General features: G+C 37.4%; 18 protein-coding genes. 12 read left to right on the top strand and 6 right to left on the bottom strand.

The window, feature by feature from the left end; genetic code table 11:
- The 8 genes from ACTBZY_RS03830 to ACTBZY_RS03795 form a co-directional block, all read left to right on the top strand.
- On the top strand, positions 1–401 hold a 401-nt coding region (locus tag ACTBZY_RS03830), incomplete at its 5' end, for a DUF4230 domain-containing protein (RefSeq protein WP_463045011.1).
- Positions 402–612: 211 nt separating this feature from the next.
- Complete coding sequence (gene secA, locus ACTBZY_RS03825) at positions 613–3,927, top strand: preprotein translocase subunit SecA (RefSeq protein WP_463045010.1); 3,315 nt, start codon at positions 613–615, stop codon at positions 3,925–3,927.
- A 29-nt stretch (positions 3,928–3,956) separates the two neighbouring features.
- The gene (locus tag ACTBZY_RS03820) at positions 3,957–4,754 is read left to right on the top strand and encodes an SDR family oxidoreductase (RefSeq protein ID WP_463045009.1); all 798 of its coding nucleotides are present in this window, start codon (positions 3,957–3,959) and stop codon (positions 4,752–4,754) included.
- A gap of 164 nt (positions 4,755–4,918) precedes the next feature.
- Entirely contained in the window at positions 4,919–8,134 is a 3,216-nt protein-coding gene (locus ACTBZY_RS03815) for a SusC/RagA family TonB-linked outer membrane protein (RefSeq protein WP_463045008.1), read from the top strand.
- 14 nt (positions 8,135–8,148) lie between these two features.
- Positions 8,149–9,597, top strand: a complete 1,449-nt coding sequence (locus ACTBZY_RS03810) for a SusD/RagB family nutrient-binding outer membrane lipoprotein (RefSeq protein ID WP_463045007.1) — start codon at positions 8,149–8,151, stop codon at positions 9,595–9,597.
- Between the two features lie 11 nt (positions 9,598–9,608).
- A complete protein-coding gene (locus ACTBZY_RS03805) occupies positions 9,609–10,325 on the top strand; it encodes a BT_2262 family domain-containing protein (protein WP_463045006.1) in 717 nt (238 codons plus the stop codon).
- Between the two features lie 180 nt (positions 10,326–10,505).
- A complete protein-coding gene (locus ACTBZY_RS03800) occupies positions 10,506–11,768 on the top strand; it encodes a metallophosphoesterase (protein WP_463045005.1) in 1,263 nt (420 codons plus the stop codon).
- Positions 11,769–11,815: 47 nt separating this feature from the next.
- Positions 11,816–13,141 (top strand): MATE family efflux transporter, encoded by a 1,326-nt coding sequence (locus ACTBZY_RS03795; protein ID WP_463045004.1) that lies wholly within the window; start codon positions 11,816–11,818, stop codon positions 13,139–13,141.
- Here ACTBZY_RS03795 and ACTBZY_RS03790 read toward each other — a convergent pair.
- Entirely contained in the window at positions 13,138–13,950 is an 813-nt protein-coding gene (locus ACTBZY_RS03790) for a M48 family metalloprotease (RefSeq protein WP_463045003.1), read from the bottom strand. The genes ACTBZY_RS03795 and ACTBZY_RS03790 overlap by 4 nt on opposite strands.
- A gap of 237 nt (positions 13,951–14,187) precedes the next feature.
- On the opposite strand from ACTBZY_RS03790, the gene ACTBZY_RS03785 reads away from it, so the two are divergent.
- Entirely contained in the window at positions 14,188–15,174 is a 987-nt protein-coding gene (locus ACTBZY_RS03785) for a ribonucleotide-diphosphate reductase subunit beta (RefSeq protein WP_463045002.1), read from the top strand.
- A gap of 140 nt (positions 15,175–15,314) precedes the next feature.
- Here ACTBZY_RS03785 and ACTBZY_RS03780 read toward each other — a convergent pair whose 3' ends face one another.
- From ACTBZY_RS03780 to ACTBZY_RS03765, 4 genes are all read right to left on the bottom strand, one after another.
- A complete protein-coding gene (locus ACTBZY_RS03780; RefSeq protein WP_463045001.1) occupies positions 15,315–17,792 on the bottom strand; it encodes a ribonucleoside-diphosphate reductase subunit alpha in 2,478 nt (825 codons plus the stop codon).
- Between the two features lie 415 nt (positions 17,793–18,207).
- The gene (locus ACTBZY_RS03775; protein ID WP_463045000.1) at positions 18,208–18,882 is read right to left on the bottom strand and encodes a thiamine diphosphokinase; all 675 of its coding nucleotides are present in this window, start codon (positions 18,880–18,882) and stop codon (positions 18,208–18,210) included.
- 106 nt (positions 18,883–18,988) lie between these two features.
- The gene (gene lolA1, locus ACTBZY_RS03770) at positions 18,989–19,633 is read right to left on the bottom strand and encodes an outer membrane lipoprotein periplasmic chaperone LolA1 (protein ID WP_463044999.1); all 645 of its coding nucleotides are present in this window, start codon (positions 19,631–19,633) and stop codon (positions 18,989–18,991) included.
- A gap of 112 nt (positions 19,634–19,745) precedes the next feature.
- Positions 19,746–22,169 (bottom strand): FtsK/SpoIIIE family DNA translocase, encoded by a 2,424-nt coding sequence (locus ACTBZY_RS03765; protein ID WP_463044998.1) that lies wholly within the window; start codon positions 22,167–22,169, stop codon positions 19,746–19,748.
- A gap of 659 nt (positions 22,170–22,828) precedes the next feature.
- Here ACTBZY_RS03765 and ACTBZY_RS03760 point away from each other — a divergent pair.
- Entirely contained in the window at positions 22,829–23,110 is a 282-nt protein-coding gene (locus ACTBZY_RS03760; RefSeq protein WP_463044997.1) for a hypothetical protein, read from the top strand.
- A gap of 81 nt (positions 23,111–23,191) precedes the next feature.
- Here ACTBZY_RS03760 and kdsA read toward each other — a convergent pair whose 3' ends face one another.
- Entirely contained in the window at positions 23,192–24,004 is an 813-nt protein-coding gene (gene kdsA / locus ACTBZY_RS03755; protein ID WP_463044996.1) for a 3-deoxy-8-phosphooctulonate synthase, read from the bottom strand.
- Between the two features lie 137 nt (positions 24,005–24,141).
- Between kdsA and ACTBZY_RS03750 the strand changes: the two genes are divergently transcribed.
- Both ACTBZY_RS03750 and fabF read left to right on the top strand, forming a co-directional pair.
- The gene (locus ACTBZY_RS03750; protein ID WP_463044995.1) at positions 24,142–24,378 is read left to right on the top strand and encodes an acyl carrier protein; all 237 of its coding nucleotides are present in this window, start codon (positions 24,142–24,144) and stop codon (positions 24,376–24,378) included.
- Between the two features lie 82 nt (positions 24,379–24,460).
- Positions 24,461–25,714 carry a beta-ketoacyl-ACP synthase II gene (fabF, locus tag ACTBZY_RS03745; RefSeq protein WP_463044994.1) on the top strand — a complete coding sequence of 418 codons (1,254 nt, stop codon included), beginning with the start codon at positions 24,461–24,463 and terminating at the stop codon, positions 25,712–25,714.
- Positions 25,715–25,844 lie beyond the last annotated feature (130 nt).

The following is a 25,844-nucleotide window of genomic DNA, read 5'->3' as shown; positions in this document are numbered from 1 at the left end:
CTTATTTCTTTAATGACATCGTTGAGCAAAGGCTTTCAAGGGACTTCCTACCAGACCCTAAAGCACTTCTGATAGTCTATGGAAGTGCTTCTGGGTGCATTGATTTAACTAAAATCATGGACGAAGATATAAGAATAGAAACGGACACCACTTATATTCATTTACCGGAACCATACATTTGCCATTTCAAAGTAGACCATTCCAAATCAAAAATATATCATTCTGAGTATGCCTTTATGAATGAGGATTTACTCTTCGAAGAAGCCTATAAGTCTGCAGAAAGAAAAATATTAGAAACTGCTGAAGCTTCGGATCTACTAAAAACCACCTCCGAAAATGCCAATAAGTTCTTAATTCCCTTATTGGAAAAAATCTCAGGCAAACCTGTTGTGGCCATTTAAAAGTGATGACAAGCCTTTTAATACTTGCATTTTTAGGAGAAAAAAACTTACAGGTTTCTGCTTTCATGACATAAATGCCATTCCCTAAGAAAAAAAGTTGTCAATTTGGCATCTATTCATTTCACGCATCATTCTTGTTACGTTACAATTTGAATTAAGTAATTTTGTATTCTATTTTTTATTTGAGACATCACGATTTTAATTATATATAATGTTAAATTTTTTAACCAAGGGCATTTCAAAAATATTCGGAACAAAATCTGAAAAAGATGTAAAAGAATTAATGCCTTACGTCATTTCTACGAACGAAGAATTTGAAAAGCTAAGGGAACTTAGTAATGATGACTTTAGAGCAAAAAGCGAAGACCTGAAGCAATACATCAAAGATGCTCTTTCTTCTATTCATACTCAAATAGAAAATATTCAAAAGAATATCGACGAGAACGACGAGCTCTCCATTGCAGATAAAGAAGCCTCTTTCGATCAGATTGATAAACTTAAGGAACAAGAAAACGAAGAGCTAGAAAATGTTTTATTAGAAATATTACCAAAGGCTTTTGCCATAGTCAAAGAAACCGCTCGAAGGTTTAAAGACAATGACAGCATTGCGGTAAAGGCCTCTCATCTTGATAGAACTTTGGCGATGAGAAAAAAACATATCACCATTGAGGGCGATACTGCCATCTGGAATAGTGAATGGGAAGCAGCAGGAAATCTTTTAAGATGGAACATGCTTCATTATGACGTTCAGATTATTGGTGGAGCAGCACTCCATAAAGGTAAAGTAGCCGAAATGCAAACTGGTGAAGGTAAAACCTTGGTCGCTACCTTCCCTGCCTTTCTAAATGCTTTAGCTGGTAAAGGCGTACATATAGTAACAGTCAATGATTACCTAGCACGACGTGACTCGGAGTGGATGGCTCCTATTTTTGAATTTCATGGTATTACTTGCGACTGTATTGACAAGTATCCTGCTAATAGTAATGCCAGAAGAGAAGCTTACGCTTCGGGAATTTCTTACGGAACTAATAACGAGTTTGGTTTTGATTACCTTAGAGATAACATGGTAAGTAACCCAAAGGAATTGGTTCAAAAAAGACACCATTTCGCTATGATTGATGAGGTTGATTCTGTGTTGATTGATGACGCCAGAACACCTTTGATAATTAGTGGACCTATGGCAAAAAAAGGAGATGAAGCTCTTTACAACTCCTTAAAGCCAAGAATTTCTCAAATTGTTGAAGTTCAAAAAGCCATTGTCAATAACTATCTTAATGAAGCCAAAAAATTAATTAAAAATGGAGAAGTTAAAGAAGGTGGTCTTTCTTTATTTAGAGCTTACAGAGGACTCCCAAAAAGCAAGCCGCTGATTAAATACCTTTCTGAGAGTGGTATTAAAAAAATACTTTTAGATACCGAGGCCATTCATATCGCTGAGAATAACAAATTAATGCCTCAAGCCGATGAACCTCTTTATTTCACCATTGATGAAAAAAATAAAGGTATAGAACTTACCGATAAAGGTATTGACTACCTCACCGGTCATGATGAAGACCCAGAATTCTTTATCATGCCAGATTTGTCGATAAAGATTGATGAAATCGATAAAAGCCCAGACTCTGAGCAAGACAAGATTCTTAAAAAGGATGAGCTAATAAGAGACTATTCTACTAAAGCAGAACGAATTCATGCTGTAAACCAACTCCTAAAATCTTATTGTCTTTTTGAAAAAGATGTGGATTATGTTCTAATGGATTCCAAGGTCAAAATTGTGGATGAGCAAACTGGCCGTGTAATGGATGGTAGAAGATGGTCCGACGGACTACACCAAGCGGTAGAAGCAAAGGAAAACGTAAAAGTTGAAGACTCTACCCAGACTTACGCCACAGTAACGCTTCAAAATTACTTTAGAATGTACCATAAACTAGCTGGGATGACAGGTACTGCGGAAACAGAAGCTGGCGAGTTATGGAAAATCTATAAGTTAGATGTCATGACTATCCCTACCAACAGACCGATTGTAAGAGATGACATGCAAGACAAAGTCTTTAAAACCGTAAGGGAAAAATACAACGCCGTAGCAGATGAGATTGTTGAGCTTGTGGATAAAGGCAGACCAGTTCTTTTAGGTACCACTTCTGTAGAAAACTCAGAAATACTTAGTAAAATGCTAAGTATCAGAAAGATTAAACATCAAGTACTAAACGCCAAGCAACACTCCCGAGAGGCAGACATCGTGGCCGAAGCTGGAAAGCCAGGTACCGTTACCATTGCAACGAACATGGCTGGTCGTGGTACAGATATTAAGCTAACCCCAGACAGTAAGGCTTCTGGAGGTTTGGCCATTGTGGGCACAGAACGTCATGAATCTAGACGTGTAGACAGACAGCTTAGAGGTAGAGCAGGACGTCAAGGAGACCCAGGCTCTTCTCAGTTCTTTGTCAGTTTAGAAGATAGTCTTATGAGACTGTTCTTCTCAGACAGAACCGCAAAAATGATGGACAAACTCGGTATGGAAGAAGGTGAAGTCATCCAACATTCCATGATAACCAACTCCATTGAAAGAGCTCAACAGAAGGTTGAAGAAAATAACTTCGGTATTCGTAAGCGTCTTATTGAGTATGATGATATCATGAATATCCAAAGAGATACCATCTATAAAAGGCGTAAAAATGCTCTTTTTGGAGATAGATTATCTCTTGATATAGCAAATGTTCTTTACGACACCTGTCATGCTATTCTGAACAATGCCAATAAGAATTACGACGAGTTTGAACTAAGAACACTACAAAATCTAGGCTTCAAACCTGCAATTACAAGACAAGAGTTTGACAGTTCTAAGTCTAGTCTGGAAAATGACTTCTATGAGCTAGCCGACAAACATTATAATGCTAAAAATCAAGCCATTGCCGAAAAAACCATACCCGTTCTTAAAAGGGTTTTAGAAGACAGAAACGCTGTTAAAAATGAACCTTTCATGGCCGTGGTGGGGGATGGAACGAGAAACATTGCAGTTTTCTGCGATATGCAAAAAACGGTCGACTCTAATGGAAAAGAGCTTATCAAAGAAATGGAAAAAGCCATTTCTCTTAGTGTTATTGACCAAGAGTGGAAAGAGCATTTAAGAGACATGGACGACCTGAAGCAATCTGTACAAAATGCTTCTTACGAACAAAAAGACCCACTACTAATTTACAAATTTGAGGCGGTGGAGTTGTTCCAAAACTTCTTGCAGAAAGTTAATGCGGAAATGATTTCATTTTTAATGAAGGCGAACATTGTAGAAATGCGTTTTCAACAAATAGCTCCTCCAAAGCAAGATACACCAAAACTATCTACCAACAGAGCAGAGGGGAACCAAGATGGCGGTTCTTCGGCACCAGTAACTCCTGCTAAATCTCAAAAGGTAGCCAACAGAAACGACAAAGTAAGTGTCCAGTTTAGAGACGGCTCTATTAAAAGAGACGTGAAGTATAAGTTTGTAGAAGAAGAAGTAATAGCAGGAAACGCCGTAATAATAGATTAATAAGAGACTAAAGATATTCTTTTAAGCAAATGGACTTCAATCAGAAAGTTGTATGGATTACAGGAGCTTCTTCCGGAATAGGAGAAGCCACAGCTTATGAATTTGCAAAAAAGAATTGTAAACTTGTACTTTCTGCCAGAAGAGAAAACGAACTCCTTAGGGTTAAGGATAACCTTGGGCTTCCAGATGAAGATGTTCTGGTTTTACCGATGGATGTTCTAGAAGTAGAAAAATTTGATGATTTGACTAAAAAAGTCATTTCCACATTCGGTCAAATAGATATTTTATTCAATAACGCAGGAATTTCGCAAAGAAGTTTCGTGCTTGAAACAGACATTTCTGTTTACAGAAAACTGATAGATATAGATCTTATAAGTGTTATTGCACTTACAAAGTCTGTTCTTCCATATATGGTTGAACGCAACTCGGGTCATATAGCCGCCACTTCTAGTATAGCGGGTTTGGTAGCTACTCCAGGCAGATCTGGATATGCTGCTGCAAAGTTCGCTGTCCGTGGATTCTACGACTCCCTTAGGGCCGAAATTCACAAGAATGGTATAGGGGTTACCGTTGTTTGTCCCGGATATATCAACACTGATATATCGAAAAACTCCCTTTCCGCCGATGGCAGTAAATATGGGAAAATGGATAATAATCAATTAAATGGTTTGTCGGCATCAGATTGTGCCAAACAAATTGTAAAAGCTATATCTAGCAATAAGAACGAAATTTACATAGGTGGACTTAAGGAGATTTTAGGGGTGTATTTGAAGCGTTTTTTCCCTAAAATCTTAAGTAAAATCGTTGTAAAACAAGCTCCTAAATAACTTCCCCTCCTTCAATAGTATGCACGCATACTATTATACTTTTCTAACATAACATTGTACTATTTCCATATAAATTGAATTTTATTAATATTCAAGTCATAATTTATTTAACATTTTTTAATTTGGTACTTTATGAACAATTAAAAACCTTAATAACAAACTGTATGAAGAAATTTTTATTAACCATGTGTTTGGTTGGCTTAAGTGTTTTCACTTATGCACAATCCATGGAAGTTTCTGGAAAGGTGACCTCGGCTGATGACGGAATAGGACTTCCTGGTGTTTCCGTCACTGTTCAGGGTACAAGTCGTGGTACCACAACTGATGTTGACGGAGTTTACAAAATTGCCGTTGATAAAGGAGTTACATTAGTATACTCTTTCGTTGGAATGAACAGCACATCAATTGCTGTTGGAAATCAAAGCTTAATTAACGTTGCTTTAACTTCGGATGCTGGACTACTTTCAGAAATCGTAGTTACTTCAACCGGTATTAGCCGTAACTCAAGAGATGTGGTTTATGCTAACCAAACTGTTAAGTCTGAAGACTTACAATCTACACCTAACAAAAACGCACTAGAAGCCTTAAGAGGTAAAGTATCTGGTGTTAAATTAAGCACTAACTCTGGTGCTGTTGGTGCTTCAACAAGAATTGTATTACGTGGTGAGGGTTCTCTTACAGGTAATAACAATGCTTTAATCGTAGTAGATGGTATTCCTATCGATAACGGTGTAAGCAGTGGAGGTGACGGTTCTCCAGAAAACGGGTATTCCGATTTCGGTAACAGATTTAATGATATTAACCCAGAAGACATTGCTTCTGTAACGGTTCTTAAAGGACCTTCAGCGACATCTCTTTACGGTTCTAGAGGTGCATCTGGTGTACTTCTTATTACTACCAAAAAAGGTGGTGGCGGTGTTAACGGAAAAATGGAGATTGGAATAAAATCTTCTTATTCTGTTGAAAAAGCATACGTGCTTCAAAAACGTCAAGACCAATTCGGTCAAGGATATGACAATCTTCATTTAGATACTGGTGAAAACTGGTCTTGGGGCCCCGCTTTTGACGGTATAGTTAGACCATGGACTTCTCCTATCGATTCTGATGGTGATGGTTCTCTAGAGGCTTTAACAAGACCATATAGTGCTGTTAAAGACCAATTACAAAGCTTTTTTGATTTAGGAAACACATTGAATAACAGTGTTAATTTATCAGGTGCTAAAGGAGATTTCACGTACTATTTCTCTTATGGTAATACAAGTCAAAAAGGTATCATGCAAAATACCAACTATGACAGAAACTCTATCAACTTAAACGCAAGTGCAAAGTTGAACAGCAAGTTAAAAACTGATTTTAAAGTGAATTACTCACTCATCGATCAAAATACTGCTACAGAGGGTTCTAGAGCATTTGAAGGTTTAAATGCTTATGCCATGGTGGTTCAATCTCCAGTTAATATTCCAATTAACGAATTGAGAGATTATAATAGCCCATTCCATGATGTAAACGGATACTGGGGTTCTTACTCTTCTGTAAACCCTTACTATATCTTAAATGACTATGGTAACCAAGGTAAAATTCACAACCTATTCACCAAAATGTCTTTGACATATACGCCAATTAAAAACTTGGATATTATTGCTAGAGTAGGTTCCAACCTTGTCAGCGTTGGTATTAATCAATATGTGCCAACATTTACACCAGATCAGCAATTGGTATGGGGTGACGATTTAGCTTTAAGTACAAGAAATACTAAGCATGAGTCATTGGGTAGCTATTCAAATTCTCAAAATTTGAGAACGAACTGGGATGCGTCTCTTTTGGCTAACTATAGCACAAAAATTACTGACGACTTCTCTCTTAATGTAACAGGTGGTTATAACCTATTTGACAGAAGAAGTAGTAGCTTAACTGGTTTTACAAACGGTGGATTGGTTGTACCAGAATGGTATAACTTAAGTAACAGTGTACAAAACTCTCAATCAAGCCAATCTTCTTCAAAGTATAGACTTTTTGGAGTTTTAGCTAACGCAAGTGTTGGATACAAAGACATGGTCTTCTTAGAGTATTCTGCTAGAAATGACTGGTCTTCTACGCTTCCTGTTGCTAATAATACTTTCTTCTATCAAGCATTAGGAACATCTATTATTGTTTCTGACCTTCTTGGAGTTAAGAGCAATCCATATCTTAACCATATCAAACTAAGAGGAAGTGTTGGAACAACAGGTAAAGATGCAGGTTTATATTTATTAAACTCTACGTTTATCGGGAATCCAACCTTGGCTAGTTTAGGTGATTACACCCTTACTTTCCCTCTTAATGGACAGTCTGGTTTTACAGTGAGTAACCAAATCGGTAATCCAAATTTAAGACCTGAGTTAACAACAACTTATGAGTTTGGTGCTGACGTTTCTCTTCTAAGCAACAGAATTAACATTGATTATACCTACTATCACTCTATTCACTCGGATCAAATAGTAACCGTTAATCTTCCTGCTTCTTCTGGTTTTACCAGCACTACATCAAACATTGGTGAAATGCAGAATAAAGGTCACGAGTTATCTGTTAACTTTAAGCCTATTCAAGGTTTAGTTAAAGACTTGACTTGGGATTTGAACTTCATCTATTCGACTAATAAGAATAAGGTTGTCAAAATCACGGATGAAATTGATGAACTTACTATTTTTGGACCATTTAGAGGTGTTTCTATTGTAGCAAGTGAAGGTTCTCCATTCGGTACATTCAAAGCCTTAGTTCCTTTAGTGAATGATGCAGGTCAAACTGTAGTAGGTGCCACGGGTATGCCAGAATACTCTGAAGAAGAGCAACTTTTAGGTTCTTACCAACCGAAATACACAGCCAGTGTAGCCACTTCTATTGGTTACAAAGGTTTTACATTGAACGCTCTTTTGGATGCTAAACAAGGAGGAACTTTCTTCTCTTTAACTAAATTCTCTACGGAGTTTAACGGTACAGCTTTAAATACTGCTACCTATAACAGAGAACCATATATCTACCCGAACAGTGTGGTATTGGTAGATGGAGCTTATGTTCCTAATGAGACTGAAATTACAGAGCAAGATTACTTCACAAACTATGACCCTGCAGCTTCTAGTTATTTGATTGATGCTAGCTTTGTGAAATTGAGAGAAATAGGATTAAACTATAGATTCCCATCTTCTCTTCTTAAGAAGGCTAAAATCAACTCTCTAAATCTTGGAGTGTACGCAAATAACGTTAAGTTCTGGGTTCCTGCAGAAAACACTTTCGGAGATCCAGAAGTAAATGGCCCTTCGTTAACTGGAAATGCCGTAGGTATCGAAACCACTGGTGTACCTCCAGCTCAAAGCCTTGGTGTTAAATTAGGACTTACATTTTAAATAGTAACTTAGAAATGAAATCAATATATAAAATATTATTCTTGATCCCTTTCATGATTCTCGCTGAATCATGTACGGAATTATCAGAACTAAACATTGATCCTGATAGATCTCCAACTGCAAACGATGCACAGGTTTTAACCAGTGCACAAGGTTACCTTAGTTACATCAATGATGTAGATTTAAATTCTTTCTCTTTCCTTTGGGGTCAATACTACACATGGGGTATTGGTGTTTCAATAGGTAATTCTGAGAGATATGTATCTCAACCTGATGATAATAATGGTTATTGGAACAGAGCTTATGCAAATGCATTAACCGACCTTAGGTACCTTACTAAAAGCGAAGACAAAGCATACAATGGTGTAGGTAAAATTCTTCAAGTATACATATTTCAAGGTCTTGTAGATCACTTTGGTAATATACCTTACTCTCAAGCATTATTAGGTGAAATTGAAGATGGTTCTATTTTAGCTCCTACTTATGATGATGCGGCAACTATCTATGCTGACCTTGTTGTTAAGCTTGATGAAGCCATTGAAGAACTTTCTATTGCTCCTAATAGCATTGGTGCTGATGACTTAGTATACGGTGGAGATCTTAAGAAATGGACGAAGTTCGCAAATTCTCTTAAATTGAGAATTCTAATGAGAACTTCTGAAACTAAGCCAAATGCTTCAGCCGTTTCTGCATTAATTTCTAGCGGAGACTTCATTGAAGGGGCTGCAGATGCTGCAAAAATCAATTTCCTTGGTACTACTGGTGACGAAAATCCGATGTATGCAAGGTTTGAATTTGGTGTTGGTGACTTCTATTTCGCAAGTAAGGCTACCACTAACGTTCTTGAGAGTCTAAATGACCCGAGAATAAATTCATTCTATTCTCCTGCTACTACTGGTGGTAATGCAGGTAGAGTTGCAGGTATAAATCAAGGTACCATAGATAATGAGCCATTTACTGCTCCTGCCTCTAACTATAGTGGTTCTTCTGCAGCTGCTTACGGAAACGCAAACGCTGTTTACTTAATGAGTGAGTGGGAAGTATGGTTCTTAAGAGCTGAAGCTGCCGCTAGATATGGTACAGCAGATAATGCTGCAACTTCATTTTCTAATGCAATCACTGCTAACTTCAATTTCTTAGGAGTAGCAGGTGCAGCAGATTATATCGCTTCTTTAAATTATTCAGCTCTTACAAGCTTAGATGCCAAAATTGATGCTATTGCCATTCAAAAATGGATTTCATTAAACGGTACTCAAGAAGATGAAGGTTGGATAGAAACCAGAAGATTTGACAGACCTGCTAGCAGATTATTTACTAAAGGTATTTTCCAAAGCCCTCCATTGTCTGTGCTATCTGCAGGAGTTTACCCTTCTATCTGGTTATACCCAGAAACTGAAAGAAGTTTAAATCCAAATGCCCCAGCACAAAGAGTTATCACTGAAAAAACTTTCTGGGACAATTAAAAATGAAAAAAATGAAAAAAATATCAATAATATCAGCATTAAGCGTATTCCTTTTTGCTGCTTGTACTCAAGAGTTTGACATTACTCCTTCTGAGATCACTTACCTTCCATTCATCGAATTAAAAGGTGATGCAACGGTTAACTTAGGTTGTGGTGACACGTATAATCCTGCGGATTATAGTGCTAAAGCTTTTGAAGGTGGAAGTGAAATAGAGCTATCTACCGCTGTAGAAGGACTTTACTTTGGAGGAACATCAATTGATGGTCCAGATATCTATTCCGTAGCTTATAGTGCTATTAACAAGGATAACATCCCTGGTTCAGCATTCCGTAACATCAACTATTACCCATGTAATGGAGATTTAGCTGCTGGAGACATCTCAGGAGTTTATACCACTACGGTTAAGAGAAACGGTACAGCACGTCCAACTTTCCAATATGTTTACATTAAGAAAGCGGCAGACGGTACCTACTTACTTTCAGATGCTATCGGTGGTTGGTATGACTTCGGTAGTGGATATGGTTCTCACTATGCTGCCACTGGTCTTAAACTAACTAAGACAGCCACAGGATTCACTTCTGATCAAGTTATCGGAGTTGGTGATTTTGGCGGTGAACTTTTTCTTAAGTCTTTCAAAGTTGATGCAGCTACTAAAACGATTGTTTTCGAAACTTCTTGGAGTTTTGGATATGAATTTGTTGTAACGCTTAAGCAAGTTAGCGTGTAATTTAATTGACCTTCAGTTTTTAAAAGGATGCCTACCCGTTAGGCATCCTTTTTTTATGTCTCTATTCTTAAAAACAATAATGTCGTCAGATCCTCTCCCACTTAAATAGTTATAAACAAAATTGAAATACTCGAACTTCAAGCGTCACAACATAGTTCTACAGAGAACTAAAGCAATAAGATGCAAAGAATCACAATCCTAATTTTACTCCTAGCCCTTTTTTTAGGAATTGACTGGTATATATTTTCAGGGATTAAACAGCTCATACGTTCTTGGTCCATCTCAAACCAAAAACTAGTAACTTTATTTTACTGGAGCATTCCCTTCGTCAGTCTTATAGCCATCCTACTTGGTTTCTATATTTTCTCGGATAAACTTAGCCATCAAACCAAAACTTTTTTAGGTACCTTCATTTTAATCATCTATCTCTCCAAAATCCTTACAGTCACTATTTTATTTCTCGGAGATATTGTAAATCTATTTAAACGTGCATACCACTGGGTCAGCCCTGGCACAAAAGATTCTTCCGAAATTAATAATGCTCCTCTTGAAAATGTCATAAGTCGCTCTCAATTTATCACCAAGGCCGCTTTAGCTGTTGGAGCCACGCATATTGGAGCTATGACATGGGGAATTATTTCTGGAGCTCACGATTATAGAATAAGACGTGTTCCACTTATACTCCCCAACCTTCCGAAACAATTTCATGGCTTAAAACTCATTCAAATATCGGATATACATTCGGGTAGTTTTTTCAATAAAACCGCTGTGGAAGGAGGCGTGGATATGTTATTGGCCGAAAAACCAGATATGGTCTTCTTTACTGGAGATATCGTGAATAATAAAGCTGAAGAACTGAAAGACTATTTCAATATTTTCAAACGTATTCAAGCTCCATTAGGAGTGTATTCTACACTCGGAAATCACGACTATGGCGACTACGTGAAATGGGATAGTCTGAACTCAAAAAATCAAAATCTCAAAGATCTCATTCATGCTCATAAGTTAATGGGATGGGATATATTAATGGACGAAAACCGTACGCTTACTGTAGATAACGAATCCATAGGAATTTTAGGAATCCAAAACTGGGGAGAAGGTTTTGCACAGCATGGAGATCTTTCCAAAGCACTGCAATACTCAGACGATAAATTTTCCACGAAATTACTACTCTCGCACGATCCCTCGCACTGGCGTAAACAAGTTTTAGCCCATACAAACATCGACGCCGCATTTGCAGGACATACACACGGAATGCAATACGGTGTAGAAATCGGAAGCTTCAAATGGAGTCCAGCAAGTTTAAGGTATAAAGAATGGGCTGGTTTATATCAAGAAAATAATCAACAGCTTTATGTAAACAGAGGCTATGGCTATCTTGGCTATCCGGGCAGATTGGGTATTCTTCCAGAAATCACAGTATTCGAATTGAGAAAAGCTTAGATTACAATTAACAATTGCTACGAATAAATACTTCCCTACTCACTGAGATGAAACACAGTCTTCGTCTCGCCTTCCCCATAATGGTGGCCCAATTAGGGGTTATTCTTATGAGCGTTTCTGATAATATAATTATTGGAAGACTTCTAGGAACACAAGCTCTTGCTGCCGCAGGTATATCCAATTCCATAGCACTTTTAATTTCTTCCTTAGCTATAGGTGGCTTCCCCATAGTAGCCACAATTATTTCCCGGAACTATGCTGCCCATGCCACCAAAGAACTACATAGAACTTTTAATGCCTCGATAACAATAGCTATATTATACAGTATCGTTCTTACACTTATCGGTGCTTTTCTTGTTTATTATTTTGAATTACTGGCTCAAACACCACAAATCACTACCCTGTCTAAACCTTTTCTTTTAATCATAACCTTATCCAACATACCGCTATTTTTCTTTCTGGCTTTAAAACAAACTGTCGATGGTCTTTCCTTACCGAAAGTAGCCATGAATATAACCTTCATTGGTCTTGCTGCCAATATCATCCTGAATTATTCTCTCATAAGCGGATTTAGCTTCTTCCCAAAATTAGGATTAAATGGAGCAGCATATTCCACACTTATTGTAAGGTTATTCATGCTTTTAGCACTTGCTCTATATATCTATAAGAAAAATGCTATCAGAACCTTACTCCCAAAGAAAATTCACCCCTTCTTTATCACCAAACAGACCTTAAAAATTCTAAAACTCAGCATTCCAGGTGGATTCCAAATGCTCTTTGAAATAGGTGCATTTTCCATAGCAGTAGTGATGATGGGATGGATAGGAGAAAACGCTTTAGCTGCCCATCAAATCGCTATGAACATTGCCTCTACAACGTATATGACCGCTACTGGTATTGCTTTTGCTGGAGGAATACGCGTAGGGTCAGCCGTAGGAAAGAAAGACATCAATCAAGTTAAAATTGCAGCGAAAGCTTCTTATTTTTTAGTATTAATTTTCATGACTACCACCATGATCTTAATACTTATTTTTAGAGAGCCTATCATCCAGATATACATTAGTGACTTGGAGATTTTAGCACTCGCCAAACCGCTTTTAGTCATTGCTGCTATTTTTCAGTTGTCTGATGGCATACAAGCTGTGGCATTAGGCAATTTAAGAGGTATCTCAGATGTCAATATCCCTGCCTATATCACATTCATAGCCTATTGGGTCATCTCTCTCCCATTGGGATACTTCCTAGCATTTCACTATAGCCTTGGAGCCAAAGGCATCTGGTACGCCTTATTAGCAGGGTTAAGTTTTGCTGCCGTTTTTCTTACGATAAGATTCATCAATATTTTAAAAAATCCTGATAAGGTTATTTCTTAGTCTTGAGAAGAAGGACCTTCGTAGGTGGCTATGTGTTCCTTAATTTTTTGAATTCTATTTGCAGGGCTTGGGTGAGAACTCATAAACTCATCTCTATCCATTTCACCACCACCCGCTTCTGCTAAAATCTCCATGACCTCCACCATAGAATTAGCATCATAACCACTTTGTATCATGTAATGGACGCCAAATTCATCAGACTCCAGCTCGTCGTCTCTTCCAAACTTCATCATTTTAACCTGAGCCACATAATTCGCTATTTCCGAAGTACCATAATTACCACTTGCAGCAGTTGCCGCTCCTGCCAAACCCTGAAAAAACGAACTTTGTGCCATTTGCTGAGCAGAATGACGATGAACTACATGACCAATTTCATGTCCTAGAACTCCAGCCAATTGGTCTTCTGACGACAGTCTACTTAAGAGCCCAGCGGTAATAAAAACTTGTCCTCCAGGTAGAGCAAAAGCATTAACTGTCTGCTCGTCTCTCAGTACATGAAAATCAAAACGATAAGGGTTTTGTATTCCTCTCTCTTTTAAAGTGTTGTTGAAATTTTCAACAAGCTTATTCCCAACGTTCTTAATTTGCTGTTGAATTTTATGATCCGGATATAAGCCACCATACTCTTGAGCCATTTGCGGGGCAGACTGCAAGCCCATCGAAACTTCCTGCTCCGGACTCATTCCTACCTGCTGACTTTCACCTGTTAAAGGATTTTCTTGCGTCTTACCGTAATAACTTATCAATGCAATAACCGCCATTACAAAACCCAAAATGAGTCTCATTTTCAAACCCGAAGAACCTCTCATGATACTAATATTTATTGATTACCGACCTTATAATAAGCCAAATCCTATGTAAATCTATAAAAAGATGCTAATACAGAAAAGACGAAAATATCGCATTTCCATTTCAAGCTGGGAATATAACACACAGATCAAATTAATTAAATACTGTAAGGCAATAATACTTTGAGCCAACTCATAATTTCTTTACATTTGATAAGCGAAATTTGTTACTAAATATAAAAGAATCTTTTACGAAAAATGACGGATAAAGAATTAAAACTTTCTGAACCTTTGTTAATTGATGATCCCTCAAGATTTGTCATTTTCCCTATTAAGCATAATGATATTTGGCAATTTTACAAAAATGCTGAAGCTTCATTTTGGACAGCAGAAGAGCTAGACTTATCTCAAGATTTAACAGACTGGGAAAACCTAAAGGATGGCGAAAGACATTTCATTTCCCATGTCTTAGCGTTCTTTGCCGCTTCTGATGGAATTGTAAATGAAAACCTTGCTGTTGATTTCATCTCTTCCGTTCAATATGCCGAAGCCAAATGCTTCTATGGATTTCAAATTGCCATTGAAAATATTCATGCCGAGGTCTACTCTCTATTAATCGACACTTACATTAAAGACGATATTCAGAAAGACAAACTTCTTAATGCCCTAGAACATATTCCTTGCGTAAAAAAGAAGGCAGATTGGGCTATGCGTTGGATAGACAATGGCAACTTTGTGGAAAGACTTATCGCATTTGCCGTAGTGGAAGGTATTTTCTTTTCGGGCTCCTTTTGCTCTATATTTTGGTTAAAGAAAAGAGGTCTTATGCCAGGTTTATCATTCTCTAATGAGCTTATATCAAGAGATGAAGGCATGCATAGAGATTTTGCTTGCTTGCTTTATACAGATCATATCAAGAACAAACTTCCTGAGGAAGATATATATTCTATTATTAAGGACGCAGTAGAAATAGAAAAAGAATTTGTAAGTGATGCTCTTCCAGTATCTCTTATAGGTATGAATTCTGTTTTAATGTGTCAATACATTGAATTTGTGGCAGATCACTTATTAGAGCAACTAAACCTAAAAAAGGTTTATAACGCCACCAATCCATTCGATTTTATGGAGTTAATATCATTACAAGGAAAAACAAACTTCTTTGAGAAACGCGTTGGGGAGTATCAAAAAGCAGGTGTAACATCTGACAAAGATTCCCAATCTTTCTCATTAGACGAAGACTTTTAATAACAGTTTATTTAAGGATCGAAAGAAAAGTGAGGTGGTTTTGCCACCTCTTTTTTTTGTCACAGATTCTACAAAAAAAAGGAGAGCCCCGTCAAAATTGACGAGGCTCTTTATATACACACGAAAGTCGGAATCAGAAATTAAGAACCGCACATCTCACAGCCTTCCGGATCATCTAAAGAACATTGCATTGCGGCATACTTTTGTTCTTCGGCAGACATTTCAACAAAAGAATTCGCAGCCTTAGCTAACTCTTCATTTTGAACTGCATACCCTTTATAATCCAAAGGTTTCTCTTCTATTTTCTCCGTACTAGCTTTAGTTTGCTCCATAGCCTGCTTATCTATTGTAAACTTAACGGCATCAACCGCTGATTTAGTACGTAGATAATACATTCCTGTTTTAAGACCGGCCTTCCATGCATAAAAGTGCATAGAAGTCAGTTTACCAAAATTAGGATCTTGCATGAATATATTCATCGATTGACTTTGACAGATATATGCTCCTCTGTCTGCTGCCATGTCAATAATAACCTTCTGCTTAATCTCCCACGAAGTTTTATATAGTTCTTTAAGTGCTTGAGGAATTTCTTCAATATGCTGTACTGAACCATTGGCTGCAATAAGCTTATTTTTCATTCCCTCATTCCATAAGTTAATTTTAACAAGGTCTCTTAGCAAGTGTTTGTTTACAATAGCAAACTCACCAGAAAGTACCCTTCTTGAATAAATATTAGAGGTATAAGGCTCAAAACACTCATTATTACCTAATATTTGACTCGTAGAGGCCGTTGGCATAGGAGCTAATAAAAGGGAGTTCCTAACACCATTCTTCACTACCTTCTCTCTAAGATCTTCCCAGTCCCATCTGTTAGACTCTGGCTTAACACCCCACATGTCAAACTGGAATATTCCTTGAGAAATAGGAGAACCCTCCCATGTTTGATAAGTACCTTCTTCTAATGCCAATTCCATTGAAGTTTCCATCGAAGCAAAGTAGATCGTTTCAAATATCTCTTTATTCAATAGCTGAGCTTCTGCAGAATCAAAAGGCATTCTTAATTGAATAAAAGTATCTGCCAAACCTTGAACACCGATACCAATAGGTCTATGTCTTTTATTACTATTTTCCGCCTCTATAACTGGATAATAGTTTACATCTATAATCTTATTAAGGTTACGCGTAACTACTTTAGTTATTTCATAAAGTTTTTGATGGTCAAACTTTACACCATTTCCAAAGTCGTCCATTTCCACATACTTTGGTAATGCAATAGACGCCAAGTTACAAACCGCCACCTCGTCTGGAGATGTATATTCTATAATTTCAGTACATAAGTTAGAAGACTTAATAGTACCAAGATTTTTCTGATTTGATTTTTTATTACAAGCATCCTTATACAGAATATAAGGCGTACCTGTTTCAATCTGAGATTCAAGAATCTTAAACCAAAGCTGTTGAGCTTTTACCTTTCTTCTCCCTTTCCCTTCAGACTCATACTTTTCATACAATTTCTCAAACTCCTCTCCATAAGTATCTGCCAAGCCTGGGCACTCATGTGGACAGAATAGAGACCACTCTGCATCCGCCTCTACTCGCTTCATAAATAAGTCAGAAATCCACATAGCGTAGAATAAGTCTCTCGCTCTCATTTCTTCCTTACCGTGATTCTTTCTCAAATCCAGAAAATCTTCTATATCTGCATGCCATGGTTCCATATAAATGGCAAATGACCCCTTACGTTTTCCACCCCCTTGGTCCACATATCTTGCCGTGTCGTTATAAACACGTAACATAGGAATCACGCCATTTGACGTTCCATTTGTTCCTTTAATATAAGTACCCTTCGCTCTAACATTATGGATAGAAAGTCCAATGCCCCCTGCCGACTGAGAAATTTTGGCACATTGCTTTAAGGTGTCATAAATTCCATCAATACTATCATCTTTCATGGTTAACAAGAAACATGAAGACAACTGAGGTTTTGGTGTTCCTGCATTAAATAGTGTTGGTGTAGCATGGGTAAACCATCTATCAGAAAGCAACTCGTAGGTTTCTAAAACCTTTTCAATCTGCTCTCCGTGAATACCTACAGCCACCCTCATCAGCATGTGCTGAGGACGCTCCACTATTTTCCCGTTTAACTTCAGTAAATATGATTTCTCTAAAGTTTTATAACCGAAATAATCATAACCATAATCACGGTCATAAATAATCGTAGAGTCTAATAATGCGGCATTCTTTTGAATGACCTTCCAAGTATCCTTCGCTATCAGTGAAGCGTTTTCTCCCGTTTTAGGATCCAAGTATTGATATAACATCTTCATGGTTCCTGAAAAAGATTTCAGAGTATTTTTATGAAGATTTGAAATAGCAATCCTTGCTGCTAGTTGAGCATAATCAGGGTGCTTTGTCGTCATTGATGCCGCCGTCTCGGCTGCTAGGCTATCCAGTTGTGAGGTAGATACGCCATCATAGATACCTGAAACAACCTTCATCGCAACTTCAACAGGTTGAACAAAGTTGGGGTCTAAACCGTAACACAATCTTTCGATACGTGCTGTTACTTTGTCAAATTTTACCGATTCGCGACGGCCGTCTCTTTTGATAACATACATATTACAAAAATAATTTTAGGGGTATTAAGAAAGATAATGAAGTTAAGAATTCGTTAAGAAACTGTTAACCTATCATTATCTGGATTACAAAATAAGCGAGAATAAGATGTAAAAAAAAGTCTCCATTTTGTTTGTTTTTTTTCCAATTGTCAAATTCTCCTAGCCTGATTTTATGTAGGCCTTTATTATCAAGCTTTTAAAAACTGAAGCAAATTAGAATAGTACTATTCTAAAGTTATCCACATTTTTTTTCTTGAAAATTCAGTCACTCAGACTCAAACCTATTATATAGGCCAATTGTCTAAATAACACGTTTTCTGTCCTTTACACTCTAAAACTAAAGATATTTTTTTAGAACTTTCAAGAATTTCTGAAAAACATTTAGAAAACCATCTAAATATTATGTGGATAAATATCAATCGTTGCATTCCATAAGGAAAAGGTTGCCTTTTTCAAATTTCACACTCACCAAACCGTCTTTTTCAGCTTCATTGCTGTTACCCAGACGAAAACCAATTTCTAAATTCTCTCCCTTTAACGGATACCGTAAATTTAAAGTTTCGATCTTCTCGGCTTTATGTAGTGGAATGAGAGAAATGGTTGTTCCAGCCTTATACCATTTCTCAAATTTGGCCGGTTTAGGCATAAGAGGAAATATTTTAGAGTAATCATCCAGCATAACTATTTTAATAGCTTCCTTATATTTTATAAGGTTAAAAAGGTTGGCTGCCGTATGATCCATTCTTCTTCCCGTGGCCCAAACAATATTAACCGCCGGAAAACCCCGTTCTATTAAAAACTCTATCCCTTTCTCCAAATCTGTTTTTTCTTGATCTGGCGTATGAATAACCTCGATAGGAAACTGGTCTTGTTTTATTTGCTCTATCGCAATGGCTCCTCTGTCAAAGTCCCCTAATAACACGTCAATTTTAATCCCTAATTCTATCACCCTATCAATAGCACCATCCAGCACTACCACAAATGGAGACCACTCTAAAAGCTCCTCTAAGAGTTCAAATTGACAAGATGCTCCATTAGCTATTAGAAGAGCTGGTTCTTGTTTATCTTTTACGATGTGATGTGACGACATGGACAGAAATTAATGGGATATATAAGGCTTTACAAATCTTGACTTAAAACAAAGAAAAATGCCCAAGTTTTTCAACCTGAGCATTCAAAATAACATTAAAATATGCTTACCTCAAATCCACTACCTCTACTCCAGGATACTTGGCAGTATTAAAAGTGAAATAACTATCTGCCAAAGCCACATTAGGTTTGAAATTAGCAATATCGAAAACAGTTTCTTTTCCAGAACCATCTGTAAGTTTCCAGTTTCTTATTTCCTTATTAGACTTACTTACCGCTATCTCCACCTTCTTTACGTTACCACCAGCTTTTAAAGGAACCAACTCCACCACTTCACAAGAAACCCCTCCTATCGTTTTCAAACCTTTATATGTATACTTATATCCCTTTTTATAAATGGAATAAATATTGGCTGGAGAGAATTGCGAATCTTCACTAGCATCAAACTCGGTTACATTAACCTCGTTGGTTTCTTTTACAAAAGAATAAATCTCAGAACCATTATTATAAATTTCCTGACCTGCCATATTGAGTTTAAATTTCACACCTTTAACAGCGATACTCCCACTCCTAACCTTCCCTTTCTTTCCACTGGAGCTTACCACGCCAAAAGTAAAGTCTGCCGTAAAGGTCTTCATAGCCTTATACTTGGTACTCATAGCGTCTAAAATTGCCCCAGCTTTAGCGTCTTGAGCATTAGCTCCAAAAGACATCAAAGCAAGACAAATCAATAATAATTGTATTTTTTTCATTCTATATTCTTTATAAAATGGATCATTCATCCATTCCTTATTTAGCTCTTGTAAAATTGGACGCAAAATTAACAGAAAAGTTTAAGACCCATTTGTTAACAAGGTCTTAATGTCACTTCTCTCTCTTAAGACCCTTCAATACTTCTTCTAAATGCGTCATATCCTTTATTAACACTTCACGAGCCTTGCTACCTTCAAATGGCCCCACTATACCAGCCCCTTCCAATTGGTCTATAATTCTACCGGCTCTGTTATAGCCCAATTTCATCTTTCTTTGAATTAAAGAAGTACTTCCTTGCTGAAAGGTCACCAAAACTCTGGCTGCATCATCAAACATGACATCTAGCTGGGTAGGATCGAAGTCTAGAATATCCGGTTCATCATCACCATAGTATTCTGGCAAAAGATACGCAGATTCGTAGCCTCGCTGCTCACCTATATAATCACATATCGCCTCCACTTCCGCTGTATCTACAAAAGGACACTGCAATCTTACCATATCTGAGCCCATGGATAATAGCATATCCCCGTTACCTACCAGTTGTTCCGCACCTCCAGTATCTAAAATAGTACGTGAATCTACCTTAGCCGTAACTTTAAACGAAATTCTAGCTGGAAAGTTGGCTTTTATCAAACCTGTAATCACATTGACCGAAGGCCGCTGAGTAGCCACAATTAAATGGATCCCAATGGCTCGAGCCAACTGAGCCAAACGAGCGATCGGCTGCTCTACTTCTTTACCCGCCGTCATCATCAAATCGGCCAACTCATCTATCACCAATACGATGTAGGGCAAATACCTGTTACCCTTTTCTGGGTTCAATTTCCTTTTGGTAAACTTGGCGTTATACTCTCTAATGTTTCTTACCCCAGCATCCTTTAAGAGATTATATCTGTTATCCATCTCTATACATAGAGAATTCAGGGTATAAATCACTTTTTTGGTGTCTGTAATTATGGCATCTTCTGTATTTGGAAGTGTAGCCAAAAAATGCCTTTCAATTTTATTGAAAAGAGAAAGCTCCACTTTTTTAGGATCTACCATCACAAACTTCACTTCTGACGGATGTTTCTTGTATAATAAGGAAGCCAAAATAACATTGATACCTACAGACTTACCCTGACCTGTGGCTCCTGCCATCATAAGGTGAGGCATTTTTGCCAAATCTGAAATAAAAATCTCATTGGCAATGGTCTTACCTAAAACTATAGGCAACTCATATTTACAGTTTTGAAACTTCTCGCCACCAAAAACAGACTTGACAGAAACCATCTCTCGGTTCTTGTTTGGCACTTCTATACCAATAGTACCTTTCCCTGGCATAGGGGCTATAATTCTAATTCCTAAAGCAGCTAAGTTTAAGGCAATGTCATCTTCAAGGTTCTTAATCTTAGAAATTCTTACACCCGCTTCGGGAACAATTTCATAAAGCGTTACCGTAGGACCAATGGTGGCTTTTATAGAAGATATTCCGATGGAGAAATTCTTCATGGTCTCCACAATGTTGATCTTATTGGCTTCCAGCTCTTCTTGAGAAACCTTTCCGCCATTCATGCCACTGTGGTCTGCCAGTAGATTAATAGGTGGATACATATAAGAAGACAAATCTAACTTAGGGTCATATGGCCCAAATGCTTCCAAATCCTTATTACTATCGTCGTCTTCCAGTAAAAAACTCGTGTCTGCCACGGCAACTTCAAGAGCCAGGTCTTCATCCTTCTTTTTCACTTCTGGCTTCTCCTCTTTTTGAAAGTTTTCAACACTAAACGCTATTCCGCCATCAAAAGGTTTTTCAGCTATGGTTACAGATTCAACGGGACTTATCACCTCAGTGGGTACTTCTACCTGAGGCTGTACTGAAGGTTTTACACCTTCATTTTCATTCTTCTCTTCCCTAGGCTCACTTTTATAGAAGTAGTCATCTATTTGTGTAAGACCATGGAAGAAAACCAACCATAAAAACAAAACTAGAATGATTAAAAGAATGCTCCCCCAGCCTAAAACATGATTAAGAGATTCATTTAACTGATATCCTATGCCCCCACTAACTTTTCCACCTTCTAAACCAAACTGGAAAACAAAATACCCCAGAAAAATAGAACAGAATAAAACATAAAAGACACTGCCTTTGGCAAATCTATTAATGTTAACGTTAAATAAATCTTGTTGAAATATTAGCCTAAAAGCAGATAAGAATACGATGGGTATTAAACCAAATGCCGCAAGCCCGAACCACTTAAAAATAAAATAGTGCGAGACAAAAGCTCCAACAACGCCGAGCGAGTTCTCTGCCTTCTTATTACTATTTTCTATAGCAGCTCTAAAATTCTTTTGGACAAGATCTTGATCTGCCTCACCTGTGAATAGATAAGATACAAAGGAAATAAGCATTAAAAGAGTGATAACCAGAAATAACACTCCGAAGATTAATTCTATCTGAGCAGAAGTAAGCCCTATGGAGTTACTCTCATTAGTAACCGGTTTTCTTTCCCTATTACTTGGGGCCGATTTTTTCTTTCGGAACGTTTTAGCCATTATATTTTTTTAGAAAAGCAATTAATAAACAAAGCTAATAAAAAATGCTCGGATGAAGTATAAAGAATCAAGAGAAAGCCTTTGAGCTTTTTGCTCACAAAAGGTGATTAAGGGGTAGCAAGTCGAAATTCGTATTGTAAAAGCAATTAATGATAAATCGGCTACAATATATTTCATACTCGGCTTAAAATGTAATACTTAAACACTTATCTTTGAATATTATAAATCCGAAAAAATGAAACAACTAATACCAGTTAGTATCGAATCGATTACTCCAGACGGTGAAGGTTAATCTTCCAAAATCCGTCACCTACTTATTTCAAACAACTACCCCATGCTAAAAAAAACAACCCTACTTACTCCTTTTCATTCAACCAATTTTTGCCCAAAATGCATTTAACATCCAAACAGGATATGCAGTCAACACAAGTGGAGGAGCCAAAGGATATAACTTGGGCTTTGGTTTTAAAAAAAGTCTATAAAAGAATATCGCAATAGAGTTTTCACTTAGAAATATATCCACAAGCAAAGAGTTTGACAATGAATATGAAACAGATTTTGGTTCCGGAGTTTACGCTAAAGCTCCTTTCCGAATAGGTTCAAATTCTTTGCAATTAGAAGTTCTACCTAAACTGTACTTGGTTAACAAGAAAATAAAGGTGGCCGTACTATTTGGAGGGACTTTGGTTCAAGAAACAAGTCTTTCACCCGAAACGTATAGAGTTGACTTCCCAATACCCAATTTAAGCCCCTACCCAATTTCAATTTATATGATTGATTATACTGAGAAACTGCACAAAACCAGTTTTGGTTATTCCGCCCAAATTGAATTAGGCTTAGCATTAAGTAAAAAGTCTGTTTTATCAATGCGGCTTGGGGCTCAAGAAAGCAATGGCAATCTCGTTTGGTTATTCCCTCTTACTTATAGGTTTTCCCTTTGATGGTAGTATTGATAAGAAAAACCCTCATTGGAAAACAATTATTTTCAATAAAAAAATCATTTTGTCAAGAGCCAAACTAACCTAACCCTTCACCACCTGCCTAATCCTAACCAGTTGGTCCAACAAAGCTTCTAAATTATCAAGGTGCAACATGTTTGCCCCATCTGACTTTGCGTTAGCTGGGTCTGGGTGGGTTTCTATAAAGAGTCCGTCTGCTCCTACTGCAATGGCAGCCTTGGCAATGGTGCCTATCAATTCTGGATTTCCTCCTGTAACACCAGATGTTTGATTTGGTCTTTGGAGCGAATGCGTACAATCCATTATTACGGGAACATCAAACTTTTTCATATCGACAATATTTCTATAGTCGACCACCAAGTCTGAGTAACCAAAAGAATTTCCTCGTTCGGTAAGCATCACATTGGCATCAGGATTTTCTTGTAAAACTTTTTCTACCGCAAAACCCATGGATCCACCAGACATAAATTGACCTTTTTTTATGTTTACAGCCTTCCCACTCTTGGCCGCGGCGGCCAAAAGTTCAGTTTGTCTACATAAAAATGCAGGAATTTGTAAAACATCTACATAAGCCGCAGCTAATTCTGCCTCATGCGTTTCATGAATATCTGTGACCGTAGGAACATTAAAAGTTTTACCAATTTCTTCTAAAACTTTCAAAGCCTTCTCATCCCCGATTCCAGTAAAGGAATCCGCTTTAGTTCTATTTGCCTTTCTATAACTCCCTTTAAATATGAGAGGTATGTCCAATTTGTCTGTAATTTTAACAATCTTTTCTGCTATCGAAAGAGCCAAGTCTCTACCTTCAATGGCACATGGCCCTGCCAATAAAAAGAAATTGTCTGAGTTATATTTTTTTGCAAAAAAGCTTTTCATCTTGTTTTTATACCCTATTTTAGTTGAAGATTACAAATGTCATCATTGTTAAGGGAATCAAAAAACCAATAGGTATTTTGTTGGTTTCAGAAAAATAAATTTTCTTTGCAGTGATTTAAACCAAAAACATTTTCATAATGTCAGATATCGCATCGAAAGTAACGAAAATTATTGTTGAAAAGCTGGGTGTTGAAGAGTCAGAAGTGACGACCGAAGCCTCTTTCACAAACGATTTAGGAGCAGATTCACTGGATACAGTTGAGCTAATCATGGAGTTTGAGAAAGAATTCAACGTATCTATTCCAGACGATCAAGCAGAAAATATCCAAACAGTAGGTCAGGCTATTTCTTATTTAGAAGATAACACTAAGTAATTTTCTTTATACATTTTAGAGGTTCAATATCCAGTTTATCCTAAATTGGATATTGAACTTTTCCATTTATAACAAGACCCATATGGAATTTAAACGAGTAGTAGTAACAGGTTTAGGGGCTTTAACGCCTATCGGAAATGACGTAGAATCCTTCTGGGAAGGATTGAAAAATGGTGTTAGCGGGGCTAATCCCATCACAAGATTTGACGCCACCAACTACAAAACAACTTTTGCCTGTGAATTAAAGGGTTTTGAAGTCACCGACTTCATCCCTAGACAAGAGGCTCGTAAAATGGACTTGTTTACCCAATTTGGGGTAGTAGCTGCAGAACAAGCTGTAAAAGATGCAAATTTTGACTTAGACAAAGTCAACAAAAATAAAATAGGTGTAATCTGGGGTTCTGGTATTGGAGGATTAAAGACTTTTGAAGAGGAAGTTTTGAATCTTGCTGAAAATAATATGGAACCGAAGTTTAATCCTTTCTTCATTCCAAAGATGATTGCTGATTCTGCTTCTGGGCAGATCTCCATGAAATTTGGATTTAGAGGGCCAAACTTCGTTACCGTTTCGGCCTGTGCATCTACCAATAACGCCATCATTGACGCTTTTAATTATATCAGACTTGGAAGAATGATAGCCTGTGTAACGGGTGGTTCTGAAGCTGCTGTAACAAGAGCGGGAATAGGTGGATTTAACGCCTTAAGAGCACTATCTACAAGAAACGACGATTACAAGACAGCATCCAGACCTTACGATGCAGACCGAGATGGTTTTGTACTAGGTGAAGGTGCTGCCAGCATAATATTAGAAGAATATGAGCATGCTAAAGCCAGAGGTGCAAATATTTACTGTGAACTAGTAGGTGGTGGAATGTCGTCAGACGCTTATCACATTACAGCACCGCATCCAGAAGGCTTAGGAGCATTTCTTTCTATGGAAGACGCTCTGAATGACGCCAACATGGTTCCGGAAGACATTGATTATATCAATACCCATGGTACATCTACAGGTCTAGGTGATCCACAAGAAATTACGGCCATAGAAAACTTATTTAAAGACCATGCTTATAAAGTGAGCATAAGTTCAACGAAGTCTATGACTGGTCATTTATTGGGTGGTGCAGGTGCGGTAGAATCGGTGGCAGCTATTTTAGCTATCAAACATCAAATGGTACCTCCTACCATTAACCTGAACAACGTAGACGAAAAAATTGATTCTCGTATAGACTTAACGCCAAACGTAGCTAAAGCGAGAAAAATTGACACCGTACTATCAAACTGCTTCGGTTTTGGTGGACATAACGCAACGCTTATATTTAAAAAATATAATGGTTAAATTGCGACGCAATCAGCTCTATAGATAACCAATAGGGCTTTTCAACTTAATGGCAGTAACAGAGACAATATTAGATTATTTTAAGACGGACGTTAAAGTCAAAGAGTTCAGAAAGGCTGTTGAACGTATT

The sequence above is a fragment of the Arcticibacterium sp. genome, assembly GCF_055134445.1.
This window is presented reverse-complemented; position numbering and strand designations above follow the sequence as displayed.

Coding starts and splice junctions, on each gene's coding strand:
- ACTBZY_RS03805 (WP_463045006.1), top strand. CDS start 9,609: ATGAAAAAAATATCAATAATATCAGCATTAAGCGTATTCCTTTTTGCT.
- ACTBZY_RS03795 (WP_463045004.1), top strand. CDS start 11,816: ATGAAACACAGTCTTCGTCTCGCCTTCCCCATAATGGTGGCCCAATTA.
- ACTBZY_RS03785 (WP_463045002.1), top strand. CDS start 14,188: ATGACGGATAAAGAATTAAAACTTTCTGAACCTTTGTTAATTGATGAT.
- ACTBZY_RS03810 (WP_463045007.1), top strand. CDS start 8,149: ATGAAATCAATATATAAAATATTATTCTTGATCCCTTTCATGATTCTC.
- ACTBZY_RS03815 (WP_463045008.1), top strand. CDS start 4,919: ATGAAGAAATTTTTATTAACCATGTGTTTGGTTGGCTTAAGTGTTTTC.
- ACTBZY_RS03820 (WP_463045009.1), top strand. CDS start 3,957: ATGGACTTCAATCAGAAAGTTGTATGGATTACAGGAGCTTCTTCCGGA.
- ACTBZY_RS03790 (WP_463045003.1), bottom strand. CDS start 13,950: ATGAGAGGTTCTTCGGGTTTGAAAATGAGACTCATTTTGGGTTTTGTA.
- ACTBZY_RS03775 (WP_463045000.1), bottom strand. CDS start 18,882: ATGTCGTCACATCACATCGTAAAAGATAAACAAGAACCAGCTCTTCTA.
- secA (WP_463045010.1), top strand. CDS start 613: ATGTTAAATTTTTTAACCAAGGGCATTTCAAAAATATTCGGAACAAAA.
- ACTBZY_RS03750 (WP_463044995.1), top strand. CDS start 24,142: ATGTCAGATATCGCATCGAAAGTAACGAAAATTATTGTTGAAAAGCTG.
- lolA1 (WP_463044999.1), bottom strand. CDS start 19,633: ATGAAAAAAATACAATTATTATTGATTTGTCTTGCTTTGATGTCTTTT.
- ACTBZY_RS03780 (WP_463045001.1), bottom strand. CDS start 17,792: ATGTATGTTATCAAAAGAGACGGCCGTCGCGAATCGGTAAAATTTGAC.
- kdsA (WP_463044996.1), bottom strand. CDS start 24,004: ATGAAAAGCTTTTTTGCAAAAAAATATAACTCAGACAATTTCTTTTTA.
- ACTBZY_RS03800 (WP_463045005.1), top strand. CDS start 10,506: ATGCAAAGAATCACAATCCTAATTTTACTCCTAGCCCTTTTTTTAGGA.
- ACTBZY_RS03765 (WP_463044998.1), bottom strand. CDS start 22,169: ATGGCTAAAACGTTCCGAAAGAAAAAATCGGCCCCAAGTAATAGGGAA.
- fabF (WP_463044994.1), top strand. CDS start 24,461: ATGGAATTTAAACGAGTAGTAGTAACAGGTTTAGGGGCTTTAACGCCT.